The sequence below is a fragment of the Butyricimonas sp. Marseille-P3923 genome, assembly GCF_900184685.1.
Taxonomy (GTDB): Bacteria; Bacteroidota; Bacteroidia; order Bacteroidales; family Marinifilaceae; genus Butyricimonas; species Butyricimonas muris.
Genome location: NZ_FXXL01000006.1, coordinates 1,108,444 through 1,125,740, shown reverse-complemented (window position 1 = coordinate 1,125,740; position 17,297 = coordinate 1,108,444). Strand labels below are relative to the sequence as shown.

The window sequence follows — 17,297 nt, the reverse complement described above, 5'->3', positions numbered from 1 at the left end:
ATCTGACATTATAACCCTTATAGACTTTTGAGAAAATTCTAAATTTTATCGTACGAAACAATCACTTTTTTAATTCCGTTTCCAACATCTTTTTTAATTCCGGAGAAGACGGACGAGGGGCATCTATCGAAACAATATTCCCGTTTTTATCGAAGACCATAAAGCGGGGGATACCTTCTATCTTGTAATCCTTCGTGATTTTACTCCATCCCGAGGCGTGTACCTGAATACCTCCCATGCCTTCTTTTCGGATAAAGTCCAGCCACTTCTGTTTATCTTTTGCTTCATCCACGGATACGCCAAGGAAAACGATGTCTGCCCCGTGCATTTCTTCTTCAAGTTTCTTCAGATGGGGAGTTTCACCTCGGCACGGACCACACCACGTTGCCCACACATCCACCAATACCACTCTCCCTTTAAAATCAGATAATGACACGTCTTTTCCATTCACATCCGGATAAGTAAAGTCTGCTGCCGTTTTACCGGGAGCCGTTTCATATAACGCGGCCCCGATAGCTTCCACGCGAGCCTTTTGAGAAGAAGTAGCCAAATATTTTTCAAAACGATTCAACGTACTCAAATACTGATTATAGTTCTTTATACCCGGGAAAACATTATGCACCAAATATTCTCCTTTCAAGCGATCGTTTTTTAAATATCCCAAACAGGCATCTTGATACTCCTCCAAACTCGAATATTTCTTATCCGAAGAAATCCGCCCAAAGTTTGCATACATATCAAGCATCCGAACTCCTTGAGGGAACTGCAACACTTCGTCTGTCGTGAACTTATCGTCAGAAATAATCGTGGTATAAAACTCCGGCCAATCCGCACGTTCGGGATGAACAACTCTCGGTGTTCGCAAGAAATAAGCCGCGTAATAATCAACGTCATAATCAATTTTCTTTTTCAATAAAGCGTCAAATGCAGCATTTTTACTTTTAATCTTCCTCTTGATTGAATCTATCTTAGACACGAACACGGTGAATTCCGGGAAGAAATCCCTGTAATCACTTTTAGTCCGGTTAAAATAAACTGCTTTTAATCGCACGTCGGCAGCAAAATCTTCCCACATGTATAAAGCGATATTCTCTTTCGTGCTTTTCCTCCCCAATTCAGCTTTATTCTCCAAGATATCAATATGAATCTTGTCGTTCCCCCTCACGTAAATCACAAAATCCATTTGATCATTACCCAAAGTATAAAAAGCCGGTCCCGGCGGAGAAAAGAGAAAACCGTACGATCCGTCTTCCGCCACTTTCGTGGAAGCATAAAGATGAGAGACACCATCCGCCACACGATAAAGATGGATCTCTTTCAAACGATCATCTTTCACAAAACCTTTTATTTCCGTGTATTTTTGGGCACACACGACTGTACCTATACAAATTGATAACAATAACAAACTGATTCTCTTCATAAACCGTATTGATTAGATTTCAAATAAAAGAATTAATAGAGAGTCCTAAATTCCGTTCTAACATAAAAAAATCTTCACCGGCTTCACGGCCTATCAACCTCAAACCGGCTCAAACTATTCGAGATCAATAGAGTAAAGCTAGGAGGGAGTTTAAAAATAATATTTTACTCCCTCCTCTTATCCTGTTTCTCTTTGAATTTCTAGCGCTTTCAACAGAGGTAAAACGATTAACGCAATATCGCGTACCCTGCCTTACCTCTACCCGAATAAACGAGTACAGGGGTTTCCTCAAGTTCCGGGGTTTGCCCTACCGTATCATACAGATACAATTTCCAACCTGCAGAACTATTTGTCAAAATAAGTAAACGATTATAAGCCGGCGTAACTCCCCAAGGAGATTCTATATTCTCGATATAAGCGATCTTTTCTCCCGGGAAGGAGATTAATTCACTCTCACGAATCTCTTCACGAGAATCTTTATACACCTTCAACACATCACCGTCACCTTTCGACTTCGCGTAATATATCGCACTCGCGTATATTGAAGCTCCCCTCACCTCGGCATCTAGTATTTCACAATTCAATGGAACCGTATCAACTGACGTAAAGGGATATCCCGACATGGAATGCGAGACATTAAACAAATAATATTCATCTTTATTCTTATTCTTCATTAGGGCATAACCTGTACTGGTGTTTGCTATTTTTTTCGTCAGCAAACAAATCAAATCCGTGTCCATTTCAGTAGAAGAAACACTACCCGCCGGGGCATTACCGAATACATCAATTGTTGTGCCCCCGGCCGATGAATTATAAAATGTAGAAGTTGTTTTATCGAATACCATTGCAGCATTCATACTTAGTAACATATCAGAATGCAATTCATACATTCCCGGTCTCGCATACCCCAGTTTACCATTATTAGCGGACATAGTATATAGCGAATGAAGTTTTCCCGCGTTAATCGCATAATAATAATAACTACCTCCCACACCGAAATTTTGAGGATGGCATACTTCAGGTGTTTCATAAAAATAATGTTCATAATCATAAAACATCCCCATGTTATCCGCATTAAAAGTCCTCATGTCCTGATCGCTCAACACGTGAAATGCTCTTTGATTCGATAATCTCGTGACTGTCCCGTCCGGATTCTCCACGTCAACAGAATAACGTGAAGATTGATAATACATCTTTACAGGTTTCCCCTTCATACGTTCCTGCTCGGAAGAAGCAAGCAGATTCTCTTTCAGCACACCTTCTTCTGTCACATAATCAATATCTGTCTCTCCGTTTTCTTCTTTCAATATATACCATCCGGTACCAAGATCCGACTGTACCGTCAATCGTACGTCTTTATACGTGTAGATGTCCAACTTCGGGTCGCGCAACTCGTACACTAATTTGTAAGTACCCGTCTCATAGGTTACTGTAAATGATAGTTTTTTCTCCAAAGATAAGGTGTCACGCTTCGGGGTGTATCCCGCCACATCAGTGGGTAAAGCATACCATAAATGGATATAACGCGACGTATCATCCATATTGTCCAATACCGGATCTATATTCAAAACTGTACGCATGACCACGGTCGTATCTTTAAAACCGGAAATAGTTACCGGGAATAAAGTCTCCTTGTCAATATAACTATAATTTCCCTTGTCATCAATACATGAATATACACCTTGAAGTAACACAGCCATTACCAAGGCTATTAATATATTTCTTAGTCTCATAAATCTTCTAATTATCAAAGGTTACTAATGTTCCATCTGCCTCTGCTAACGGCTTCTTAGGATGCGCGGCGTTATACTCTAACAACTTTTGCTTTGCTTTGGCACTTAAATAAGCGGCATACCCCGATTCCGGCCTTGTATCAAAATCTGTCAAACCGACCATCGTTATAATAAACCTCATCTTTTCGGTTCCCCATGACAACCCGAAATGATACCTCCAAAGCGTATTCCAGTTCGCCGGTTTTGTTGCCTGAGAGGTTGTCTTTACAACAAACCGCGTCCAGGCATCAATACCCGTTTTAAAATAAGAGTTTTCCACAAGTTTCAACTCAAAACGTATCGTATCCGTGTCTAAAGAAGGATCACGCAAAACGATCAACGGGAAATCGACACCTACCGCACCTTTAGAAATCTTAAAATGCTCCTTCATTTCCGGATCATCGAAAGCGACAAAATGCTTTCCCGGCACGGCAGCCTTCGGTTGTCCGGCATTTGCCAGTACCAACTCGAAAGGTCGATCATCATCCGCCGGATTGCCCATGGTGAGAATATAAATCAAAACGGTATCCCGCATCTCCTCTTTCGGTACCAAGAAAAAAGAATGGTCCAAACTATCTCTTTGGTAGATTTCATCCAAATTATCGGAATACTTAAAATAGAGCGCAGGAACATCCCCGTATCTCAACCCCGTCTCTTTTTCACAACCGGCGATACTAACAACCAGCAGGAATATCAATATACTTGCATTAATTATTCTCATAATATCTCATTTACTATTCAAACACACTTTGACTCTTAGGAATAGGCAACATATAAACCTCTTCTTTAATCGTTCTAGTCTTAGGCCAAGAGAATCTGGTAAAATTATGCTTCTTGTAAAAGAACCACATCTGTCCCTCACCGAAGAACTCTTTTCGATACTCCTTCTCCAATCGCTCCGAAACATCTTGCTCCGTTATCAACGAATTATCAATAGAGACATCCAAACTTCTCGACACGCGATACGCTTTAAAATACTCTCCGACAGAAGACAATGGTAAATCCTCAATCAATATTAAATACATTTCAGACAAACGAAGCAATGGCACTACATTTAACGGAGCGTATAGGTCATTTCCGGTATATTTCCAGAAATGGACTGCTTTTACATTATTCTGATAGGTCTTTTCTTCCCAATAACGCCCGGGCTTAACATTCACCTTATATCTTATATCATCCGGATGTACTGTGCTTTCATATGCTGTATTGATATTTGCCACAGTTTGAGTTAATAAAGGGGGTGCATCTTTAAACAAAGATTGCAAAATAGTTTGATGTTTGGGGTTATGTACCCCGAAAAGGTGTTCCGACTTCATCACCAGATTACTTCCTTTGAATATCGTACTATATATTGATTCCGTCGTCAGTTCGAACTTTGAGGTCTCATCCGTATTTTTAGCCTCAATCACCTCTTTCGCGTACTTCACCGCATTTTCTTTATCCCCGATCCAATGATAGAATCGGGCTTTCGCTCCTTTTACAGCATAATAATTAAAACGTACCTGACGATAAAACTGCCACTCGTCCTGAGGCTTTCCTTCCCATTCAGAATCTGCGTACATCCGGTTCAACTGATCGTTCGAACCGAACACGATAGGATCCTTGCTCAAGAACTCCTCGGCAGCGTTCAAATCCCGAATGATCTTTTCACATACCTTTTCGTAAGTAATTGATACCAACTTACCGGGATCTTTCGTCATCTCTTCTTGGTACGGGATAGCCGGCAATCCGTTTGCCCCATCGCCAGGGATAGGCCCGAAAAAACGTAAAATCTCCAAGTGAAGAAAGCCCCTCAATCCCAACGCTTCACCTTTAATCAACTCTTTATTCCCGTTGCTGAAACTCACCCCTGTCGTTTCCAGATTACCCAGCACATTGTTTAAATGCACAATACATTGATAATACTTTTTCCAAAGCGTTTCAAGAGCTTTTTCAACAGTCTCGTGCGTGTAATTAAAATTACTCATATTGTATCTTAATTGAGTATTACTTGTAGGAATCGTCCAATGCTGTGCTAACAACTCCGGCAAATACATCGAAGCATCCCTACCATAAAGATCCTTTTCTGCCAATTGGACGTACGCCCCCATCAATGCACTTTTAAACCCCTCCTCATTTTTATACATCTCCTCCTCTTTCATCTCATTACGAGGACTTACATCTAGCCAATCACTACATCCCGAGCTTATCGCAAACAACACCAACAGAATATAGCCATATTTCTTTTTTATAATATTTCCCATAATCTAAATTATTTAAAATCTAACGGATAATGCCAGTGAGAACTTACGCGAGAAGGGGTAAGTCATACCTCTCTCTTGCTTTATGGACGAAACTCTAAACACATCTTCCATGTATCCCGTTACAGTCAAATAAGAAATCCCGGCTTTCGCCAACCAGGGTGCATCCCAATCATATCCTAATGAAATAGAACGACATTCCAACGTATTCTCATCCATCACGAAACGACTTGAAGCATTCGTCGTTTCAGTATTTCGCACACTTTTGAACAAAACGTTATCACCAGGTTCCTTCCAACGATCGTACAACACGCGTTTGTCCGCGTTATTATACGGTTTAATATTTTCCACCCGGCTCACCAACGTGTAGTTATACATCTGGCCGCCGTAACGGTAACCGAAAATAGCATTCAACGTGAAACCCTTGAAGCGAAGCATCGTGTTCAGATTTCCCCAAATTTTCGGTTCTTCAATGCCGCAAGGAACTTTATCTTTTGCATCCCATTTATAAGTTTCCGTCCCATCCAGCTTAACAAAAATCTCTTTTCCATTACTCGGGTCGATTCCCTTTGACTCCACGGCAAAAATCGTGTTCATCGACTGTCCTTCCTTGTATAGGAAACTCGGATTCCCTCCGGCTTCTTTATTCATTTGCTCGTTCAAGAACTCCAATGAATTTGAAATCTTCTTAATTTCATTCTTGTTACGAGCCAACGTACCCCCGACTAGCCATATCAAATCCCGTTTCGTATCCCGAATCAGGTAGACGTTCACGCCTAACTCCACCCCGGTATTGGCAACTTTTCCCACGTTTGCCTTATAACTGTCGAAACCGCTCGCGGAAGGCAACGTGATGTCGGATAACAAATCATCCGTCACTTTGTTATAGTAATCAGCATTGATACGCACCCGACCATTAAAGAATTCCAACTCTGTCCCGATATTCAACTGCTTTGTTTTCTGCCATCCCAAATCCTCATTACCTAAAGCAATCATATATACACCGTACCATCCCTGGTAACCACCACCACCGTAATCTTTAAACGTTGTCATTGCCTGGTAAGAGTTGAAAGATTGCGAACCGGAAGTACCATAAGACAATTTTAACCGGGCGACATTCAGTATCTTATTGTCCGCCATAAATGCCTCGTGATGCATATTCCACCCGATACCAACCGACCAGAAAGGAGCAAAACGGTTATCGCTACCGAATTTGGAAGAGCCTTCCACTTTGACTGAAGCGTCCACAAAATAACGACGGTCATACGTGTAGTTCGCATTGGCAAGACCTCCAAGTCGCCTTGAAAAACTTTCGGTACCCTTCGGGCTACCTTCTTTCTCGTACTTACTTGCCATACCCAGGAAATCCATATTTATATTGGAAATCCCTTCCGCCACAATCGTGAAAAACTCATCTTTCTCTTGCGCGAAATTATATCCCAAACCAACATACACCTGATGTTTTTCTGCAAAGACCTTCGAGTAGTTAAGTGTGAAATCCGCCTCATAATTAAATGCTTCACCCGTTCCGTAAGTATAAGTCCCTTTCCGATCGGAATCCGATTCCGAATATTTGGCAAAATCCGTGTGTTTGGCAGATTTATATTTATCCGAACGATCTGTTCTGGAAGTAATACCCAAACGTCCTCGCAAAGATAATTCCGGCAGTACCTGCCACTCTATAGCAAAATTATTTTGAATTTGCGTATACCGGCTCTCGTCTTTACTCGGTAATTTCGCGTTATAAAGCGGGTTATACACGGTATTTTTATCCTTAACCGTCGCATATTGATAATCTTCCAATGTCATTACGAGATTCCCGTCTTCATCATACGGGCTCCAATAAGAATTAATTTTCGCAAAGTCATTAAAGGTGCCGTAAGGTGAGTTATAAGAACGATTGAAAGATACCTGTAGATCATTCTGGAATGTCAAATTATTATACTTGTACGAGAGAAATACATTCCCGTTTAGTGTCTTCCGGTTAGAGCCTTTCATCGCTCCGGCAATATCATTATATGACAATCCGACAGCGTAACGGTAGATTTCATCGCCTCCTTCTGCACGCAAGCTATGCTTATGTCCGACTCCTGTCCTTACCGGGTATTTCAACCAATAGGTGTTCACACCTCTTTCCGCATCCATCTTACGTTGGTTATAGAGATTCCACAACTCTTGCATCGTTTCGGGCTCCTCGTCATCGTACAAACCGGCAGCCCATTCGTATTCCAGTTTTTCCCGCGCATTCAGCAAATTATACGAGGTTAGATCCGGAGCCTCTATATTCAGACTTCCTTTATAAGTCACCCGGATACGTCCCGGTTCCGGTTTTTTCGTCACGATAACAACCACACCGTTCGCCCCGCGCGTCCCGTACATGGCCGTGGCACTCGCATCCTTCAACAAGGTGATACTCTCCACTTGATTCTCATCCAAGTCCATCATACGCTCCAATGAAATTTCGAACCCGTCCATGATAAATAAAGGCAGATTCGCCGTGCTTCGCGTTCCCTCCTGTAAATCCTTCACCCCGACATCCAAACTGGAAGTACCGCGCACCGTGATATCGGGCAACTTATTCGGGTCCGAACCGATCGTGATATTCTCGGCGATATTGAAACTCGGGTCTATATTCCGGATGGAAGACACCAGATTCCGGTTTCCCACCCGCTGCAAATCCTTCGCAGTAATCGTCGTCACGGCACCCGTGTAACTCTCCTTCGCTTTCGTGAAGATACCGGTAACAACCACTTCATCCATCACCGCCACATCCTCTTTCAACACGATCACGATCGGCTTCTCGTTCTTCACCTGAAACTCTTGCGTTTTGTACCCCACGAAAGAGAAAATCAAGATAATCGTATCCTGTTTTGGAATATCAAATTTGAAATTACCATCCACGTCCGTCACGAATCCTAATGTGGTGTTTTTAATCCGAATGGTCACACCCGGCAGCGTTTCTCCCTTTTCATCCTTCACGCTTCCGGTAAGCGCAAGTTTCTCCACGCTTTTCTTTTCCGGCTCCGGACGAACAATAATCAATCCCCCGTCAAACTCAAACATCATTCCGATATTCTTTAATACCCTACGCAATACACTCTCTACCGTTTCATTTATTGCCTGCACGGAGAACACACCTAACTTCTCCGTCTGTTCCGTGTTAAACACGAAAGACAGATCCGTCTGTTTTTGAATCTCATCAAACAATACCTTAATGGAAACATCTTTCAAATTAAGGTTTACTCGTTCTTGTTGACCTAATGTCGATGCTGACAAACCTAACGTGAAAAACAGCATCAAAGAAATACAAAGTTTCATCATTAATAAGACTTTTCGTTTTCTATGCCCACCCAGAAGTTGGCATAACCATTTTTTTCTCATATATTTGCATTATTAAGATTATTATTAGCGACAGTGCGTTTTTCTAGGACTACTCTGCCGCTGTTGTTACAACGGGGAATGCGTCAACATTCTCCGTTTTTCTTTATTCTGTCACTATTATTATTTTATCTTTTATAGTAAAATCTACCCCCACCATTTTACTAATCGCCCTTAAAAAAATATCTATACTTTCATATTTTTCCATATGCCCGGTAAAATGATACCTCTTCACTTCCTCATTTCCGTAGATAATATCTACATTATACCAACGGGACAAGCTATTCAATATCTCTTCCAGACTCTCGTTTTCAAAAACAAAACGCCCGTCTCGCCAGGCCGTGTAAGCCGTGGGGTTCACCTCCCGAATACCCTTAAACACACCCTTGTCATTAAACTCTGCCAATTGCGAAGGCTTCATCATATATTCTTCACTCGAACCTTTTCCACGAACCCCCACCTTACCGGAGACCAACACGGTTTGAATCCCCCGGGTACTGTATGTATTCACGTTAAATTTCGTACCATAGACTTTCACCCGTACAGCATCCGTTACAACATAAAAAGGTCTGTTCGTGTCTTTCGTCACCTCGAAATAAGCCTCTCCCGACAAATACACCTCTCTCTTTCGCTCATCAAACATCACGGGATACTTCATTTCCGATGCGGCATTCAAATACACCCGCGTACCGTCCGATAATGTCACCGCATATTCTCCACCCCTGGACGTCTGCAACGTATTGTATTGTAATGACCCAACCGAACCTTTTACATTGTCATAAGCTATTCCGTCCTGTCCGTTCGTCACCGAAATATTCTCGTCCACCTGAATATCTTCTTGATTCGAAGGAAGCAAAGAGATCGTACTTCCTGAAGCTGTTATTAAAGTTGCTTTATATTCTCCCGGCTCAATTCGGGCGACAACAGGTATAGACTGGACGTCTTCCGGCATCCGCTCTCTTTGTAACCAATAAACAACACCTACCAATAGAGGCAAGATTACTATCGCAACGTATTTATATATCCGACGCAAACGATAAATCTTACGCTTTGATCTAATATAGTTCATATAATAGCGAAACTCCTTCTCTTCCCTTTCTTTAGAAGAAATAGGCCCGCTCGTCAAGTTCCATGCTTTTTTCAATTGATTAAAATACTCTTCATTCGCGGAATCTGTTTCAATCCAGCGAGATAAAGCCAAAATTTCTTCCGGGCTTGCTTTCCCATCCAAAACTTTTAAAATCAATTCATCTTTATCAAAGTTACAAGTCATTATTTTTCGTTTTATATTTCTATAACGACTAAAGACTAATTTACCCCTAAAGATTTTCTAGAAATTTTGAAAAAAAATGACGCACAACAACCATCCCAACTCTTTCCGCAATCGGGTGAAAGCAATCGTCATCTGAGCCTCAACGGTTTTCACGGAGATATTCAATTCTTCCGCGATTTGTTTATTGGATAATCCTTCTATTTTACTCAATTCAAATATTTCCCGACACCGTTCGGGCAATTTAGCGATAGCCTCTTGAAGCGCTCCCTTCAAATCCTCTTCTAACAAAGCCAACTCCGCCTCCGGGGTTTCAATCACTTTCGAGAAATAGAAGTCCAATAATTCCTGATTAGCATAATTACTTTCTACTTTCTGGTGCTTAATCACATCCAAACAACGATTGTATACTGTTTTATAAAGATAAGATCGTAACTGAAGATCTTCCTTCAATTCTTTACGCCTCTCGAACAAATTGCAAAAAGTCTCTTGTACCAAATCATTTGCCAATTCGGCATCATGAAGAATACGACCGGCATAATTCAACAAAGGATTATAATACATACGAAACACTTGGGCAAAAGCATCTTCTTTTCCTCCTCGAAGTTCGATTATCAATTGTTTCGCATCATTATCTACTTTCATTATAGACTATTTTCCATTAGACAAATATACAACAATCTTCGGATAAAATAGAATATATAATAAATACGGTAAGGTCTCGTATTTGGAAACACAAGACCTTACCATACAAAAAACATGAATTACAATTAACTTCAAATTCCCTTCAATCCCTCCAAAATCTTTTCAAACTCCGGGCTTGAAGGCTTTGGTAATTTCAAATTCATTACCCGCCCTTTCTTATCTAATAATATCAACCGGGGAATCGCTCCTACCCGAAAAGCGATCATTGCAGACTCGTCCCCGGCTATCCACCATTGATAACCGCTCATCTTTCCCCACCACAATTCATTCAACCAACGTTGCTTTTCCGTATCACAGGAAAGACTCACGAACACGATCTTTTTATCTTTGTATTCCTCTGCCAATTTTTTTAACGCCGGATATTCCTGTTTACAAGGATAACACCACGATGCCCACACGTCAATCACCACGTATTTCCCCTTGAACTGCTTCAACGTCATTTCTCGGTTCGCCGTATCCCGGAAAACAAACACGGGGACACGATCCCCAACTTTCAATTCTGCCGTATCTCGCAAAGGCAACACCTCAGCTTTCATCTGCGCCCATCCGAAATAAGGCAAACACAATAAAACAACAAATAAAATCTTTTTCATACATTATTCCTATTCAAAAATCCAATATTTATTTTAATACTAAAGTTCCTCTCTTCCTACACACTACACCATCCCGAGTCACCCCTTCCACCGTCACCGAATAAGTCCCGTACGTATCTGCCGTATAAAAAGACACCTTCGTACTTTCCCCACGTTTCACCTTTACCATAGGATTCCAATAAATTGTCGTACGCTCGTCATAACGACTATCCCGACGCACCGAATCCACGTCATATCGAGGCATATAAAACTCCTCCGGTTCCTGATATCCCAACAATTTGAACGACACCAAATTCAAGCGTTCCCTAGAACTACCCATCCAATAACCCGGTTTCGCCGTAATCGCCAAAATACCACCCAAACCGCTATCTCCCAAAAGGACTCGGGCTCTCTCCTGACCGATGACCGCAATATTCAACAACATTTTCACCGGAATGGATTTCACGAGCATCATATCCGCCTCCATTTCATTCACCACCACCCGCATCGGACGACCGTTCATCAGTACCACATCCCCGGTCGTATCCTTGGTAAATGAAATTCCCAGAACTTCTGCCAATAAAACTTGAAACACATCGTTCCGTTCCGCATACATCGCCAACTTGACCGAATCCAGTTGGCGCTCAGCCAAATTATCATAAAACGAATACGTTTTATTTCGTTTTCTCCTGTTCACGTTCACCTCTTCCAACACATAAACCTTTTCTCCATTCTCGTAATAGTAATTCAAACCGAACTTATTCAAAAATTCCTCTTCCTTTTTCTTCTCCACCTCCGTGTCAGGCAAATCATAAACCGGAGCTATCAACTCATCCTCCCGTACAGCAACTTCTACACGTTGACGTCCTTTAGCACTCATCGCCTGCACGATAAAGCGAGTACTATCATTAAATAAAATATTATCCACCGTAAAATTTCCCTCTTCATCCGTTTCCGTCATATAATACTGCCCGTAATTCGAGAGCAATATAATATTGGCTCCCACGGATTTATTCCCCCAATAATTCTTCACCTGCCCGGAAACCATTTGTGCCACCTCAATCTCGTGTTTCTCGTTCGGGAACTCACCGGAAGCCAACTTTCCCGGGTCAAAACGAGTCCAACCATGTGTTTGCATCACTAAATCCAAATGATGTTCCGTTTTCTCCGTCCACTCGTTAAAATAATAAGCGGGATGTTCAATATATCCCTTCAACTCCGAAGTCAACAACAGATTCAACATAATATTATCCTCTAAAGAATCCGTGAACACCTTCTGCTCATCCGTCACCGAAAGAGAAAACACCCCCTCCTGCCCCCCTTCTTCAAAACCGATTTCCAACTCCACGAGTTCCCTTGCCACATAATTTCGTTGATTAGCTTTTACCCTCAATTCCGGACGCTCATTATGTCTCACGAAGAAAAGCCGCTGGCTGTACACTTTCCCGGCACCATCCATTAACACCACTTGGGCTATCCCCTCCGGCAACAAATTCCGATCTATCCGTCCTCTCGTCTTCCCCGTCACCGGTCGGATATCAAACACCACCCCCCGGCTATGTACCAACACGTACAATTCACCCGGCAACACGGCATCCTCTCCCCTCATCACCAGATAATCCACCATATTCCCCTCTTCTTTCGTCACGGCCATCCCCCATCCGTCAAGCCGTGATTCCGGCAAATCAAACGATTTTTCTATCCCATCCTCGTTTTTCACGACTACTTGAAACTTCCTGCCCCAATTCACAGGCAACATAAAACTCCCCATACCGTCATGCACTGACTGCATCTCGAACAAAGGGACGGAATCCTGATACACGGTTCCCGTCACCTCCACCGGATGCCCATCTGCACCAACCGCTTTAAACGCCACCTGTTGACGATTACCCACGAGTAAAGTCCCCCCTTCCGGAAAAAACTGCACATCAAAATCATTCTGCAACTCGGGTACCCGTATATAACGATCAAAAACGAACGGTTTCCCGTTTGCAAATGCCACGTTGATCACCTGCCCGGCAGAATCCACTTCCATCTCAAGCACACCCCGCTCGTTCGTGTACATTTTCTTTCCCGGGACGCCCAATTTCCTCTCCCCAATATTACACAATACCGGGACTCTCCCGTACGGGTCTCCATTGCCGTCCGTGAACTTTATCTCGGCAACATACCCATTTTCATTTTTCCGATAAGAAACATCCGTTTTTACTTTTGAATCACGCGGATTCACGACTCGTATCTTTTTCTTGAACAAATATTCAGACCCCAAATTTTGCAAATTATAAGTATACGCCCGCAAACAATATTCCCCCTGTGCCAAATCCTCCGGCAAAGCCAATTGCCCGTAAAAGCAAGAATCCCTCAATCCCACTTTTACCCGTCGCACCAACGAATCCCGCTTATCCACCAAATCCACGTACACGAAACGGCTAAGTATCTCGGGAATATTCACTAACCCGTGTACCCCGTACGCCCTAAACCACACGTTCTCCCCCACCACGTAAGCACTTTTATCCGTATGCAAATACACTTTCTCATGAGGACACCGCACGTAAGAATTAAAATTCTTCACCACCTGTTCCTCAAATCCCGCAACTCCCCGGAAAGCGTAAACATACACCCCAAAAACAATAATCATCAACAACCCGATCTTTTTCATTGCAAATATTTTTGTTACATACAATACACAAAATATTCCAAAACAATACATTCATAAAAATATCAAAGCATCACCCGCTTCATCTTACACCCCCTCCAAGCCTTCCAACACCTCCCGTGTCCTCACGTCCGAGGGACGAGTCATATTGGCATTTATAAAATTACCGTCCCTATCGATCAGCAAAAAGCGGGGAATCCCTTCACAATGAATCTCCTTCATATATTTCTCATCCTTCCCCATGTGAAGCTGTACCCCCTCCATTTCTCTCTCTCGTACATACTTCTCCCACGTTTCCCACTTCTTATCACTGGAAATACTCACGAAACAAATATTCCGTCCCCGGAAATGCTCCTCCAATTTCTTCAAATGAGGAATCTCTGCCACGCAAGGTCCACACCACGTGGCCCACAAATCGATATACACGTACCGTCCCTTGAAATCCGACAAACTCACCTCATTCCCCTCCACGTCCTTGAAAGTAAACGGCACGGCAGGTTGCCCTTTCATCAATTTTCTTCCGGTAACATACACCTTATCATACGCCGCCACGAGTCCTGTATCCCGCACGTGTTCCCGAAAAACACGGTCAAGCTCTTCCGCATTCTCCACACCCACGTTCTTGACATACTCCAGTACATTCCTGTTCACGACATACTCCACCAACCGCTTATCCTTGTAATTCTCCACAACCCGATTCACCACCTCCAACACCAAATCATGTCCCGACTTCCCCGCTCCCTCCAATTTAGCCAATGCCATCAACGACTTATCAATCATCTCCCTGTATTCCGGAATTCCCCAAGACAAACTATCCTCCCGGAGTCCCTCTCGCAACACCTGCATGGTATTCTCCCGCAAATTCTCGTTCCAATCTTTTATCTCGCCATACACCACCCCACAAGCCACATGTCGATCTCGAATAAACCGGAGTCGTTTCGCCTCCTGCTCTACAAACTCCACATCCAACGCGGCATTCTGCAATGTATTCGCCTTTTCAGAACTCACGATCTCCAATTTCGTCCGGAACTCCTTGTTCGGGATTCTATAATAATCCGTGAAATACATTTGCAACCCGCGAGAAGTGTTCAAATAACCGTTCACATCCACATCCTCCCCCTCGAACAACCATTCATTCCACATGAAAGTTGCACACCACGGTTTACCCGGTCGCATCCACACCGTGTAAGGCATATCGCCCACCCACAAACGGGCAAACACCCCCCTTGACAAAGGAAGTACCATAACCCCCTCCCGTATCGAATCCTTCACCTCGAACACAATCGCTCTACGCCCTCCTTCCACAGTTTCCAACTCCACCTTTCTCTTCTCTCCCACCGGGAAAACAACTTTAAACCTTGTACACTCCTCTACACCACAAGCGCCCAACACGACCGACAAAACCAAACCTATCAAACAATTCCTCATCATATCTCGATAACATAAAAACAGCGGGGGACTCCACTTCATGCGAATCCCCACCTGTACAAACCATTCTGTTATTTCAAATAGCACGCACCAAATCAAATCTTCTCGAGCACCCCGGTCTTAAAATTGCCTAACGAATTTTTCAACTGGGACATCTCCACTTGTTCTATCAAACGGTCGGTTAAGGATATCAACTCCTTCGCCTGCTTCTTGCTCCACTTATTCCTTAAACTCAGAATCGGCATAAAATACAAGTAAGCAATCTTTTCGTCCGCCATTTTCGGGAACACCTTTTTACACATTTCCAACACCTTATCCGTGTTTCCCGTTTTCATCCCTTTAATCAACTCGATATACTCGTACAAATAATCCTGTCCGGTCAACTTGTAAGCATCCAATGTTTTTTGGATACCCTCAACATCAGCCAAAGTGGCGGTTGCATTCTTTCCACGGATAATCTCCTCCAGTTGCAAATCAAATAAAGAAGCTAATTTCTTATTCACCTTCTCGATACCAACACCTTCACGAAATTGCTCCGTGTGTTTCAAGAAATAATTCATATTCCCGGAGCCGATCGGTGACAAACTTACATCCTCGTAAATAAACCAGTAAGGCTCCGTGTATTTCTGGCTATCTTCCAAAGAACCAATGATATCCTGCGCCACTGCTTTCGCTTTATCCAAATCACAAGCCGTAATCAAAGCTTTCGTGTATTTCAACAAGAAATCCATCTCACGATTCCCCGCGGCGTATTCGGCTTCCAAATTAGCTGCCGAATTTTCATCAAAAGCGGCATCCACTTTCTGAATAAACTCTTTCCCGTCCAACGTGCCACCCACGACACGCTGCATCAGACTGCCATCTGCCTGCAATACCAGGAAAGTCGGGTAAGCCGTAACCTTATATTTCTGGGCGAGATCCGGTCCTTCCCCTTTCTCCATGTCTACTTTGATACACACGAAACGTTCGTTCATATATTCGCCCACCTCTTTCAAGGGAAGCACCTTCTCCGCCATCATCTTACACGGTCCGCACCATGACGTGTAACAATCCACGAAAACTTTCTTATTCTCGCCCTTCGCTTTCTCCAACGCTTTCTCCAGCGTCAACTCTTGAAAATTAGTCTGCGCAAACACAGACGCCATCATCAACATACCAGTAAACAACAATACAAACTTTTTCATATCCTATAATTTAAAATCTTTTCAACAACATGTGTCAATAATCTTCCTCACGGTCAATGAAAACATCGACCGTGAAGGAAATTATAACAATATCAATTAATAACGATTAATTACTTTGAGTAAATTGCACGAAAGCATGAGTACGTGCCGGATTAGCACTAAGATTAGAATTAGTCGCCATTATTTCAAAATCCTCTGAATCCACAAGTTTGAAGGCGAACATAAAACCTTTATAACTCCCCGCTATTGCCGGATCATAAGTAACAATGATCGGGATATTCACACTCACGGAATCAGCGGGAACCACACAACATTTCTCCATCTCCGGATCATCAAAAGCCACGTAATTCACTCCCGCTATCGCTTCCTCTCTACCATTCGTCAAGAAACTATACGGTTCTATATTTATCTTACGATCCACACTTCTTGCCACACCGGCAACCTGCACCCTGAAAAAGAACGTATCCCGTTGTCGTGACGAATTCACGCTAACCGAAGAAGAATTGTAATACAGATACACACTATCCGCAACATTCATTGCCGCCCCCAATCTCGACGACTCGTACTGGAAATAAATGTAATCACGTTCCAAAGAATACACCCCTACTTTCTCTTCCGAACAGGCATACCCGATCAACCCGATCACCAATGCTATAAATAACTTTTTCATAA

At 42.8% G+C, this 17,297-nt stretch carries 12 protein-coding genes; all 12 read right to left on the bottom strand.

Annotated features, from left to right (window positions below):
- Positions 1–61: 61 nt before the first annotated feature.
- The 12 genes from CS948_RS10325 to CS948_RS10270 all read right to left on the bottom strand — a co-directional run bounded on the left by CS948_RS10325 (position 62) and on the right by CS948_RS10270 (position 17,295).
- Complete coding sequence (locus CS948_RS10325) at positions 62–1,420, bottom strand: TlpA disulfide reductase family protein (protein WP_099291596.1); 1,359 nt, start codon at positions 1,418–1,420, stop codon at positions 62–64.
- A 227-nt stretch (positions 1,421–1,647) separates the two neighbouring features.
- Positions 1,648–3,153, bottom strand: coding sequence for a PKD-like family lipoprotein (locus CS948_RS10320; RefSeq protein WP_099291595.1), 1,506 nt, complete (start codon positions 3,151–3,153; stop codon positions 1,648–1,650).
- Positions 3,154–3,160: 7 nt separating this feature from the next.
- The gene (locus CS948_RS10315) at positions 3,161–3,913 is read right to left on the bottom strand and encodes a DUF4843 domain-containing protein (RefSeq protein ID WP_099291594.1); all 753 of its coding nucleotides are present in this window, start codon (positions 3,911–3,913) and stop codon (positions 3,161–3,163) included.
- A 13-nt stretch (positions 3,914–3,926) separates the two neighbouring features.
- Positions 3,927–5,435, bottom strand: a complete 1,509-nt coding sequence (locus CS948_RS10310; protein ID WP_099291593.1) for a RagB/SusD family nutrient uptake outer membrane protein — start codon at positions 5,433–5,435, stop codon at positions 3,927–3,929.
- Positions 5,436–5,447: 12 nt separating this feature from the next.
- Entirely contained in the window at positions 5,448–8,753 is a 3,306-nt protein-coding gene (locus CS948_RS10305; RefSeq protein ID WP_176555003.1) for a SusC/RagA family TonB-linked outer membrane protein, read from the bottom strand.
- Positions 8,754–8,916: 163 nt separating this feature from the next.
- On the bottom strand, positions 8,917–10,083 hold the full coding sequence (locus CS948_RS10300) for a FecR domain-containing protein (RefSeq protein ID WP_099291591.1): 1,167 nt from the start codon (positions 10,081–10,083) through the stop codon (positions 8,917–8,919).
- Between the two features lie 57 nt (positions 10,084–10,140).
- Positions 10,141–10,725, bottom strand: a complete 585-nt coding sequence (locus CS948_RS10295) for an RNA polymerase sigma-70 factor (protein WP_099291590.1) — start codon at positions 10,723–10,725, stop codon at positions 10,141–10,143.
- A 131-nt stretch (positions 10,726–10,856) separates the two neighbouring features.
- On the bottom strand, positions 10,857–11,378 hold the full coding sequence (locus CS948_RS10290; protein ID WP_099291589.1) for a TlpA disulfide reductase family protein: 522 nt from the start codon (positions 11,376–11,378) through the stop codon (positions 10,857–10,859).
- Positions 11,379–11,406: 28 nt separating this feature from the next.
- Positions 11,407–14,016 (bottom strand): hypothetical protein, encoded by a 2,610-nt coding sequence (locus CS948_RS10285; RefSeq protein ID WP_099291588.1) that lies wholly within the window; start codon positions 14,014–14,016, stop codon positions 11,407–11,409.
- An 84-nt stretch (positions 14,017–14,100) separates the two neighbouring features.
- Positions 14,101–15,444: a TlpA disulfide reductase family protein gene (locus CS948_RS10280; RefSeq protein WP_176555002.1), complete on the bottom strand. Its 1,344-nt coding sequence runs from the start codon at positions 15,442–15,444 to the stop codon at positions 14,101–14,103.
- A 92-nt stretch (positions 15,445–15,536) separates the two neighbouring features.
- Positions 15,537–16,625 carry a thioredoxin family protein gene (locus CS948_RS10275; protein ID WP_099291586.1) on the bottom strand — a complete coding sequence of 363 codons (1,089 nt, stop codon included), beginning with the start codon at positions 16,623–16,625 and terminating at the stop codon, positions 15,537–15,539.
- A gap of 106 nt (positions 16,626–16,731) precedes the next feature.
- Complete coding sequence (locus CS948_RS10270; RefSeq protein WP_141560926.1) at positions 16,732–17,295, bottom strand: hypothetical protein; 564 nt, start codon at positions 17,293–17,295, stop codon at positions 16,732–16,734.
- Positions 17,296–17,297 lie beyond the last annotated feature (2 nt).

Excerpts from the sequence above, each read along its gene's own strand:
- CS948_RS10270 (WP_141560926.1), bottom strand. The coding sequence starts at position 17,295 with ATGAAAAAGTTATTTATAGCATTGGTGATCGGGTTGATCGGGTATGCC.
- CS948_RS10275 (WP_099291586.1), bottom strand. The coding sequence starts at position 16,625 with ATGAAAAAGTTTGTATTGTTGTTTACTGGTATGTTGATGATGGCGTCT.
- CS948_RS10300 (WP_099291591.1), bottom strand. The coding sequence starts at position 10,083 with ATGACTTGTAACTTTGATAAAGATGAATTGATTTTAAAAGTTTTGGAT.
- CS948_RS10320 (WP_099291595.1), bottom strand. The coding sequence starts at position 3,153 with ATGAGACTAAGAAATATATTAATAGCCTTGGTAATGGCTGTGTTACTT.
- CS948_RS10315 (WP_099291594.1), bottom strand. The coding sequence starts at position 3,913 with ATGAGAATAATTAATGCAAGTATATTGATATTCCTGCTGGTTGTTAGT.
- CS948_RS10305 (WP_176555003.1), bottom strand. The coding sequence starts at position 8,753 with ATGATGAAACTTTGTATTTCTTTGATGCTGTTTTTCACGTTAGGTTTG.
- CS948_RS10325 (WP_099291596.1), bottom strand. The coding sequence starts at position 1,420 with ATGAAGAGAATCAGTTTGTTATTGTTATCAATTTGTATAGGTACAGTC.
- CS948_RS10295 (WP_099291590.1), bottom strand. The coding sequence starts at position 10,725 with ATGAAAGTAGATAATGATGCGAAACAATTGATAATCGAACTTCGAGGA.
- CS948_RS10310 (WP_099291593.1), bottom strand. The coding sequence starts at position 5,435 with ATGGGAAATATTATAAAAAAGAAATATGGCTATATTCTGTTGGTGTTG.
- CS948_RS10290 (WP_099291589.1), bottom strand. The coding sequence starts at position 11,378 with ATGAAAAAGATTTTATTTGTTGTTTTATTGTGTTTGCCTTATTTCGGA.
- CS948_RS10280 (WP_176555002.1), bottom strand. The coding sequence starts at position 15,444 with ATGATGAGGAATTGTTTGATAGGTTTGGTTTTGTCGGTCGTGTTGGGC.
- CS948_RS10285 (WP_099291588.1), bottom strand. The coding sequence starts at position 14,016 with ATGAAAAAGATCGGGTTGTTGATGATTATTGTTTTTGGGGTGTATGTT.